The following is an 8,943-nucleotide window of genomic DNA, read 5'->3' as shown; positions in this document are numbered from 1 at the left end:
GGATTTTCGATCATCGTTTTTAAAAACCGAATTTCAAGTATATCTTTACGCCCGCGCCGATTTTTACCCAAATTTTGCATTTCGTAGGCCTGCATGCGCTCCTGGGTGGCTTGCGTATTTGCGCCTCTAGTTAACCAAAACGACCCCTCGGCTATATTTAAAATTTTAGCCACGAGCGGGACGTAGGAGTTTGCGACGACGGGCTTTAAGCTCGCGGTAAAGGCCTGGATCGCTTCTAGCGCCTTTTGCTTTTGTACGGGACGCGAGAGGTCAAAGCCGCTAGCTAGATGCCTGATGTAAAATTCGCCGATCTCCGTGCCGCTTTCAAAAATTTGCCGCAGATACTCTATCTTGCCCGCTACCACCATATCGGCGGGGTCTGCACCACCCTCAATAATGACGACGCTGCCGTCGATTTCGTTTTGTGCAAGCAGCAGGGCGGACTTTGTCGCGGCGTTTATGCCCGCGTCGTCGCCGTCAAAGCATAAAATCACGCTAATCTCGCCGCGCTTTAAAAGCGGCAAATGCTTGGTCGTGAGCGCGGTTCCAAGCACGGCTACGACGTTATTAAAGCCCGCCTTGTGCAGCATGATGACGTCCATGTAGCCTTCGGTGATGATGATCTGATTTTTGGTGAAAATTTCGCGCTTTGCTAGGTGATAGCCGTAAAAAAGCGTTGATTTGTCAAAAACCGCAGACTGGGGCGAATTTACGTATTTAGCGGGGTTTCCACTGATTGTGCGTCCGCCAAATCCCACGAGCCGCCCGGCGTGCGTGTAGATAGGAAAGGTGATGCGGTTTATGAAGCTAGCGTAGATGCCGTTTTCGTTTTGCTTTATGATGCCGACTTCTAGGGCCTCTTTGGGCTCTATTTGCTCGTTTTGCAGTAGCCTTATCGTCTGTGCGCTCTCGGGCGCGAAACCAAGCTCAAATTTATCTATCAGCTCGTCTGTTATACCGCGCGAGTACAGGTACTCGACGGCCGCGGGAGTTTTATAGAGCAGCGAGCGGTAAAAGACATTTGCGTTTTCTAGGATGTGTTTGTTTTCCTTCGCCGGTTCGCCGCCGCGCACGTAGTTTAGCGTAAAATTTTGCAGTCCCGCAATCTTTTCGACAGCTTCGGGGTAGCTTAGCTTTTCGTAGTCCATTACGAATTTGATCGCGTCGCCGCCGGCTTTGCACGAAAAGCAGTGAAATATCCCGCGCGACGGGCTCACGCTCATGCTCGGGTTTTTATCGTCGTGAAACGGGCAGACGCACACGAAGTTCGCTCCGCTTTTTTTCAGCGGCAGATAGTGCCCGACAATATCGACGATATCGGTTTGCGCTTTTAGTCTTTCTATTGATTTTGGATCGATCATAAGCGAGATTATACAATCGTTTTGCTATAATCGGCGTTAAATTTGACTATAGAAAGCGGCATTTTGGATATATTTTTTATCGAATTTAGAGACCCGATTTTCGGTCTCGTGGTGCTAGTCGCCGCGGTGCTCGTGATCGCCGTTTTTAGCTACGCGTGGGGCGTTTTTAAGAGCAAGGACGAAAAGGCGGAGATCGCGGGATTTTTGAAAAAATTCGGCAAATCTCAAGGCCTAAGCGATGAAAACAAACAGCTTTTGATAAACTCGGGCGCGGATACGGCTACGATGTGCTTTTTGGCGGGGACGTTTTCAAAAAGCGGGTATTTTGAAAAGGCTATCAACGTCTATGCCGTGGCTTTAGAACGGACTAAAAACCGAGCGGCGAAGGAGCAAATTTTTACCGATCTTGGCCAGACTTATTTTAAGGCGGGCTTTCTCGAGCGCGCAAAGAGCGTGTTTTTAGAGGCGCTAAAAATCTCTCCGCGAAATCAAATCGCGCTAAAATCCCTAACGATAATTTTTGAAAAGCTAAAAGACTATGAGGGCGCGTTGCAGGCTTTGGACGCCTTGCAGGAGCTCGGTAGCGACGTGAGAGCGCAAACGGCGTATATCAAGGCGCTGCAAATTTTAGCGGATAAAAGCAAAGACGAAGCCGCTAAAATCGGCGAAATTTTAGCGCTAAAAGATGAATTTGCGCTCGTGAGGCGTATCGCGATGGAGAGGTTAAATTTAAGCGGCTCAGGACTTAAGGATTTTAGCGATTTTCCGCCGCTTGAGAACGTTTTGGATTTGGTTTATTATCAAAACACGCCCGTAAATTTAACCGATCCCCAGTACAAGAGCCTGTTTTTCGTCAAAGGCATGAGCGACGAGGACGGCGTACCGCTGGGCTTTGAGCTAGAGGTTTTAAAGAAGTTAAAGGTGGCCGACTACGACAAAGCCGCGCTTAGCTTTAACTACGTTTGCAAGAGCTGCAAAAACGCCTTTCCGATGCATTTTTACCGCTGTCCGATGTGTAGCGAGCTAGGCAGTGTGCAAATTTTGCCCCACATCACGGAAAAATCCGATGAAAACAGTATGCCTTTTTAGCGACGGCTCGTGCCTGGACAACCCGGGTCCCGGCGGCTGGGCATACATCCTAGAGTACGGCGAGCACAAAAAAACGGCAAGCGGCGGGCAGGCGCACACGACAAACAATCAAATGGAACTACGCGCTACGATCGAGGGGCTAAAGGCGCTCAAGCAGCCCTGCCGCGTAAAGCTCTACACTGATAGCTCATACGTCGCAAACGCCGTTAATGCGTGGCTAGAGGGCTGGGTGAAGAAAAACTTTAAAAACGTAAAAAACGTCCCGCTGTGGCAGGAGTATCTGGCTGCTAGCGAGCCGCACGAGGTCGAAGCGATCTGGGTCAAAGGCCACGCCGGGCACCCGCAAAACGAGCTTTGCGACGAGATGGCGCGCGAGCAAGCCGTAAAGATAAAAAATAGCTTAAAAGGCGAATAATGCGAAATTTGGAAGAAAAATTAGGATATAAATTTAAAGACGAAAAGCTGCTAAAAACCGCGCTCACGCACAAAAGTGTAAAAGGCGGCGCAAACAACGAGAGGCTCGAGTTTTTGGGCGATGCGGTGATGGATCTGGTGATCGGGGATTATCTTTTTCACAAATTTTCGCGTCTGAGCGAAGGCGATCTAAGTAAACTGCGCGCCGCGCTCGTAAATGAAAAAAGCTTTGCCGAGCTCGCCAAATATCTAAATTTAGGCCAGCTCATCAATATCTCGCCTGCCGAGGAGCACAACGGCGGACGGGCAAAAGCATCAATCTTATCGGACGCCTTTGAGGCGCTGATGGGCGCGATCTACCTAGAAAGCGGCTTTGACGCCGTGCGCGCGGCCAGCCTAAAGGCCTTTGAGAGATGCTACCCCGATATAAATTTTGAGCGCATGGTAAAAGACTATAAAACCGCGCTGCAAGAGCTCACCCAAGCGCGCTTCGCCGAGATACCAAAATACGTGCTGGTGGGCTCAAAAGGGCCCGATCATAAGAAAGAATTTGAGATCGCGCTGATGCTAAACGAGCGCGAAATCTCGCGAGCCGCGGGCAAGAGCAAAAAAGAAGCCGAGCAAAAAGCCGCCAAAACCGCGCTTGAAATTTTAGGAGAGGGCAAGTGAACACCTTTGGACGCAAACTAGCGCTAACGACGTTTGGCGAGAGTCACGCAGCGGCTATCGGCGGCGTGCTAGACGGCTTTCCCGCGGGCGTGCGTATCGATTTAAATTTTATCCAAAGCGAGCTTGACAAACGAAAGCCGGGCGGCTCGAAATTTGCCACGGCCAGGAGCGAAGGCGACCGCGTAGAGATTTTAAGCGGCGTGTTTGATGGCCTAAGCACCGGTACTCCGATCGGCTTTATCATTCGAAACGAAAATCAAAAATCGGGCGATTATGAAAATTTACGCGAGCTCTTTCGTCCCGGGCACGCCGACTACGCCTACTACCGCAAATACGGCATCCGCGACCACAGAGGCGGCGGACGTAGCTCGGCTAGAGAGACGGCCGTGCGCGTGGCGGGCGGTGCGATAGCTCAAATTTTGCTGGGCGAGTTTGGTGTCAGCGTACAAAGCGGCGTGGCTAGCGTGGGCGAAATTTCGTGCGGCGAGCAGCTGGATTTTGAGCTGGCGGCACGCTCGGAGATATTTTCGCTAGGCAACGAAGAGGCGATGAAAGAGGAAATCCTAAAAGCCAAGCAGGGGCACGACAGCGTCGGAGCTAGCGTCGTCACGGTTATCCGCGGCGCACCGGCGGGGCTTGGCGAGGGGTTATACTATAAATTTGACGCGGCGGTAGCTGCTGCGATGATGGGAATAAACGGCGTCAAAGCCGTAGAGATCGGCGAAGGCGTAAACGCTAGCAAGATGCGCGGTAGCGAAAATAACGACTCGATGAGCGCGGCGTATGCAGGCGTAAATTTGAGCGCGGATAACCCTACTCTTGACGGTGCGGACGAGCGGTCAAATTTAAACGGCGGCAAATTTGACGAATGTAAAAGCAAGGCGGACGGCGAGGCTTGCCGCGACTCAAATTCAAACGAGAAATTCGGTTTTACCTCAAATCACGCTGGCGGAACGCTGGGCGGTATGACGAGCGGGCAAGAAGTCGTGATAAAGACGCATTTTAAGCCGACTCCGTCGATATTTTTATCTCAGCCGACGCAAAACGTGCGCGGCGAGGACGTCATCTGCGAGCTGCGCGGACGGCACGATCCGTGTATCGGAGTGCGCGGCAGCGTCGTAGCCACCGCGATGGCAAGGCTCGTAACAGCCGATATGCTACTTTTAAATTTGAGCGCAAATCTTGCGAATTTAAAGAAAATTTACGGCTAACTCCAAGATAACCGCACTCCAAACGAAGCAGAGCAAAACGGACGCTGCGCGCGCGAAATTTGCGACGACTTCTACGCGTATTTGGGCTATAAGGCCGCAAATTTTGGCTACAAATACGTAAAAATCCCACCGCGAAATTTATAAAAAATCCGCAGTTTTCGCACTATTTTTTATATCTAAAGCTTTTCCTGAAATGCTCTTAACGAAAGCGTCAAAATCCGCATCCATAAACGCATGAAATTTGCGCTCAGTAAAGATGTTTGGCAGATTTATATTTACGACATAGACGTCGAGAAAAACGGCATAACAGACATCTTTTATATAAAAAATATCTCGCATGGCAGCTTAGAAAATTTACTCACGGACGCTGCAAAATATCTAAAATTTATGCAAAAGCCATAGAAAAAATAGAGCGTGCCAAGGAGCCGGGAGTGCATGAATTTAGGCTTTTTAATGCTAACGGCAAGAAAAAGTACATCCTAAAAAGACTTGCCAAACAGACTACGAAGCGCGAAAATCTAAGCATCGGCACGATGTTTATACGAACGAGTCGGTTGCTAGCATTTACGAGAAATTTTGTAGTTTTTAAAAATATCTTGCGCAAAATAAGCCAAATTTGCAGTTTTACGCTACGTCGAACGGGAGCTGTCCTGGGGATCATAAGTATGCGTAAATATCAAATTTGCTCTTGTTTTCTTGTAGAATCAAATTTGGCAACTAGGCCGTATCGCATAACTCGGTCACTCATAAGGTCGCCGATAAAACAGTTAAATTTAAAGAAAATAGTTTTAGTTTTTGATGTTTATGCGTAAAATTCGTATAATTTATCGTCGCGCAAATGTTCAATCTATTTTACGAAAACAAGGCTACACAAAGTCAAATTTACTCATCAAACAGCCCGCGCTCAAAGCTTTTTACGTGAAAGCTACGCCTTTGCAGCGGCGAGTCGCCAAGACTTGCGATCGCGTCTAGATGCGCTTTCGTGCCGTAGCCTTTGTGTGCGGCGTATCCATAGCCCGTACACACGCCGTCCCACGCCGTCATCAGCGCATCGCGGCTTACTTTGGCTAGGATGCTTGCGGCACTTACTTGTGCTACTTTGACGTCGGCTCCGACCATCGTTTTTATGCCGGTGCCGTAGTTTGCATTGCCGTCGTAGAGCAGCTCGCAGCCCGCAAAATGCGACTTAAACAGCCGCAGCGCGCGCCTAAGGCACTCGCTAAGACCTAGTTCGTCGATCTCTTTGTTTGAAAAATACGCGATGAGAAATTCCGAGTTTTTGACGATCTGGCCAAATAGCTGCTCGCGTCGCTTTTCAGTCAGTTTTTTTGAGTCGTTTAGCCCCGCTATCTCGCGCTTTAGCACGCACGCGCCTACTGCCAAAGGGCCCGCTAGCGCGCCGCGTCCCGCCTCGTCGATACCGCAGATTTGGGCGTCAAATTTGTTTTTCATCGGCATGCTTTCACATATTTTTTGGAGTTTAAGTCATCAAATTTCGGTTTGATTTGTATCAAATTTTGCCTTCCATTTTTAAAGTTTCCCTTTTCTGGCGGAAAAATTGCCTAAAACAGCCCAAAATTTTGCTTTAAATGCTCTTTGATGGGCTCAAGCGGTAGCGAGATCTCGCTGTTTTTGCTGCCGGTCGTACCGTCAAAAAAAGTAATCCCGCTTGGCGAGAGCGTAAAATTTTCGCTCGGAGCTATCTTTTCTTTTGCAAAGATCGCAGTTAAATTTGCATCGTCTAAATCCTTAAAAACGTCGCTCAAATTTATCTTTTTTAGTTTTTTTAGCCAGACGGTTTTGCAGATTTTCCCGCTCGCGCCGAGTTCGCAGACGCTTCTTATTTTGCCGTTTTGATACTCGAGGTTATTTAGCGCGTTTGCGATGTTTTTTGATGGGTCTTTGAGCCATGTCGATTTAAAATTTTCAAGCTTTGCGGCGAGGAATTTTTTGATATTTTGAGCAAATTTGGAGGAGTAAAAGTCACTCGCTACGGCTTCAAATCGCGCCCCGTCTCGCCCGATCTCTTGCAGCCCTAGCGCGGCAAAATCATAGCTCGCGACCTGTTTTAGCACGACTTTTCGCGCCTTGCCTCTGATCGCTAGTTTGCCCGTTAGTTCGCCGCTATCCGCTTTCACGCTTAGATTTAGCCACTCGGTGACCGCATTTACGGCAGTTATATCGGCGCCCGATTTTTCGATGCTGCCCTTACTAAAGTCGTATCTGGCGCCCTCGAAAAAGGCGTGCCCTTGAAATTTAGGCGGTGAAACGACGCCCTTGTCGCTAAAATTTTCAAACTCGGCCTCAAGTTCGCTGATGTAGAGCTCAAATTTGCTCCCGTCCGCCTCGCCTGCAAATTTATAAATTTTGCCCTCGTTTTCGTGTCTGATCTCGTAGCCTAGCGCCAAAACGCAGGCCAAAAATATCGCCGCAACCGCTCTCATAACCGCTCCTTTTATATGCCTAGCGCCCAGCGAGAAAACGGTGCGACCTCGCATTTTATGCCCTCTATGCTCGTCTCGCCCGAGTTTGCCACGCTGATTGCTTGTAGCCTATTTATACCTAAATTTTTTAAATTTGCGTGCAGTTTTTTAAATTTTAAAAAGACCAAATCCGCATCGCTAAACGGCGAGCAAATGATCGCAAGTTTCCTTTTTGACAGGAAAAAATCAAGCTCTTTTGTATAAAAAATCTGCTCGTTAAATTTGGCCAGCTCGCAAAAAACCGTGTTGTTAAAATTTTTAGCGAAGTCCTTTTTTAGACTTAGTGCGCTTTTAGACGCAAAGTCGTTAAAATAAAGCCTTTTTGCGGCGTTTGGCTCGTTAAATTTTTCCACTAGGCTAACCGCGCTCATGTTTTCCAGCTCGCTAAGCGCGCCGTAAACACTGTCTTTTGAGATTTTGCGGGCGGATTTTAGCGTGCTAAAAATCTCAAAAACGCTCACATTTTGCGCCTGAGCCTTCGCACACTCTTTTAGTACGGCCAGCTGCGTGGCGGATAGAGACGATTTTAGCGCGGTTTGTAGATTTGCCGCGACGTTTTCGGCGTCGCCAAAGGCTGATGCCGGACTCCTGCCGTGAAGCAAAAAGTGGCTAAAAAGCATCTCTGGATCGATCTTTTTCGAAAAAAACGCGATAAATTCCTCGTAATCTAAAAAATCCAAATTTAGCTCGCTAAAGCCGCTTAAATTTATGTCCCTAAATCGTGAGGCTAGGATAAAATTTGATAAATTTAGCTGCAAAATCGGCTCAAATTTTTCCTGAAATCTCTGCTCAAAATCATCGATCGCTAGAATTTTTATCTGCGGATTTTGGCGTAAAAACTCGGGCAAATTTGACAAAATCTCATCCGCATCTATGCGAAGGTCGCCTAAATTTACGTACAAAAACTCTTTGCTATCAAATGCCGACAAAAAGCCAGCGATAAGCGAGGTTTTGCCGCTTCCTATACCGCCTTTTATCAGCGTTTTTGGTGCTGTGATCTCAAATTTTCTATTTATAAATTTGACGTTTTTCGACGGGCTTTGGTAGAGTGCGGTTAGAGTTTGCATTTTTAGCCTTTAAAATTTGGAAAATTATAGCAAAGTTTCCTTGTAAAGAGGAAGATAGTTAAAATTTGACGCCAAAAAACAAGGGTAAATTTAACGATTTTTTAAGGGGGGGGGGGTATAGAATGCGTTAAATTTTTATTTGAAAGGCGGATATTATGAAAAAAATTACGGTTTTTGGTCTGATGTTAATAAGCGCTTTGGCGATAGATAATCCGATGGCAAATATACTAAAGGACTATGAAAACAAGTGTAATGCCGGGGACGAGATGGCGTGCGGCGTGGTGGGCGGAGTTTATGATTTTGCCTTTGAGGTGTACGGGGTAAAGCAAGACTACGGCAAGGCGATGAAATTTTATAAAAAGGGTTGCAATAATGGAAACTACAGGTCGTGCAATAATCTAGGCTTTATGTACGAAAATGAAAAAGGCGTAAAGCGGGACTACAAAAAAGCGTTTGAGTTATATACTAAATCTTGTGATGTCGGAAACGATGGTCTTGGTTGTAGAAATCTCGGGTTTTTGTATATTAACGGGCTTGGTACCGAAGTAGATACTACGCGTGCGGTCATAGAAGGGCTGAGTCGGTTGAAAAAGAGCTGCGATACAGGCAACGGCGATTTTTTATCATGTGAGATTGTTGGCGAAGTAAA

The 8,943-nt window shown here is 47.5% G+C and carries 11 protein-coding genes; 7 read left to right on the top strand and 4 right to left on the bottom strand.

Features of this window, described 5'->3' with window-relative positions; all coding sequences use genetic code 11:
* Window positions 1-1,361 (bottom strand): DNA primase (gene dnaG, locus Q0546_RS00800; protein ID WP_298789642.1); only part of this gene is annotated, 1,361 nt, incomplete at its 3' end.
* A gap of 42 nt (window positions 1,362-1,403) precedes the next feature.
* On the opposite strand from dnaG, the gene Q0546_RS00795 reads away from it, so the two are divergent.
* The 6 genes from Q0546_RS00795 (at window position 1,404) to Q0546_RS00770 (ending at window position 5,556) form a co-directional block, all read left to right on the top strand.
* The gene (locus Q0546_RS00795; protein WP_298789640.1) at window positions 1,404-2,450 is read left to right on the top strand and encodes a hypothetical protein; all 1,047 of its coding nucleotides are present in this window, start codon (window positions 1,404-1,406) and stop codon (window positions 2,448-2,450) included.
* Window positions 2,428-2,865, top strand: coding sequence for a ribonuclease HI (gene rnhA, locus Q0546_RS00790; protein ID WP_298789637.1), 438 nt, complete (start codon window positions 2,428-2,430; stop codon window positions 2,863-2,865). The genes Q0546_RS00795 and rnhA overlap by 23 nt, the downstream gene beginning before the upstream one ends.
* On the top strand, window positions 2,865-3,533 hold the full coding sequence (gene rnc / locus Q0546_RS00785; RefSeq protein WP_298789636.1) for a ribonuclease III: 669 nt from the start codon (window positions 2,865-2,867) through the stop codon (window positions 3,531-3,533). Before rnhA ends, rnc begins: the two co-directional genes overlap by 1 nt.
* Window positions 3,530-4,744, top strand: coding sequence for a chorismate synthase (gene aroC / locus Q0546_RS00780; protein ID WP_298789634.1), 1,215 nt, complete (start codon window positions 3,530-3,532; stop codon window positions 4,742-4,744). Before rnc ends, aroC begins: the two co-directional genes overlap by 4 nt.
* Window positions 4,745-4,978: 234 nt before the next feature.
* Window positions 4,979-5,146 carry a hypothetical protein gene (locus tag Q0546_RS00775; RefSeq protein ID WP_298789632.1) on the top strand — a complete coding sequence of 56 codons (168 nt, stop codon included), beginning with the start codon at window positions 4,979-4,981 and terminating at the stop codon, window positions 5,144-5,146.
* A 29-nt stretch (window positions 5,147-5,175) separates the two neighbouring features.
* Entirely contained in the window at window positions 5,176-5,556 is a 381-nt protein-coding gene (locus Q0546_RS00770) for a hypothetical protein (RefSeq protein WP_298789630.1), read from the top strand.
* A 70-nt stretch (window positions 5,557-5,626) separates the two neighbouring features.
* On the opposite strand, the gene Q0546_RS00765 is transcribed toward Q0546_RS00770, so the two are convergent.
* From Q0546_RS00765 to Q0546_RS00755, 3 genes are all read right to left on the bottom strand, one after another.
* Window positions 5,627-6,196: a ribonuclease HII gene (locus tag Q0546_RS00765; protein WP_298789628.1), complete on the bottom strand. Its 570-nt coding sequence runs from the start codon at window positions 6,194-6,196 to the stop codon at window positions 5,627-5,629.
* Between the two features lie 110 nt (window positions 6,197-6,306).
* Window positions 6,307-7,188 (bottom strand): hypothetical protein, encoded by an 882-nt coding sequence (locus Q0546_RS00760; protein ID WP_298789626.1) that lies wholly within the window; start codon window positions 7,186-7,188, stop codon window positions 6,307-6,309.
* Between the two features lie 11 nt (window positions 7,189-7,199).
* Window positions 7,200-8,294: an ATP-binding protein gene (locus tag Q0546_RS00755; protein ID WP_298789624.1), complete on the bottom strand. Its 1,095-nt coding sequence runs from the start codon at window positions 8,292-8,294 to the stop codon at window positions 7,200-7,202.
* Window positions 8,295-8,449: 155 nt separating this feature from the next.
* On the opposite strand from Q0546_RS00755, the gene Q0546_RS00750 reads away from it, so the two are divergent.
* The coding region (locus tag Q0546_RS00750) for a tetratricopeptide repeat protein (RefSeq protein ID WP_298789622.1) at window positions 8,450-8,943 on the top strand (494 nt) is incomplete at its 3' end.

This window comes from uncultured Campylobacter sp. (genome assembly GCF_937997465.1).
Lineage (GTDB): Bacteria > Campylobacterota > Campylobacteria > Campylobacterales > Campylobacteraceae > Campylobacter_A.
Note: the sequence above shows the minus strand (reverse complement) of the source record. Positions and strands in the feature narration are given on the sequence as shown.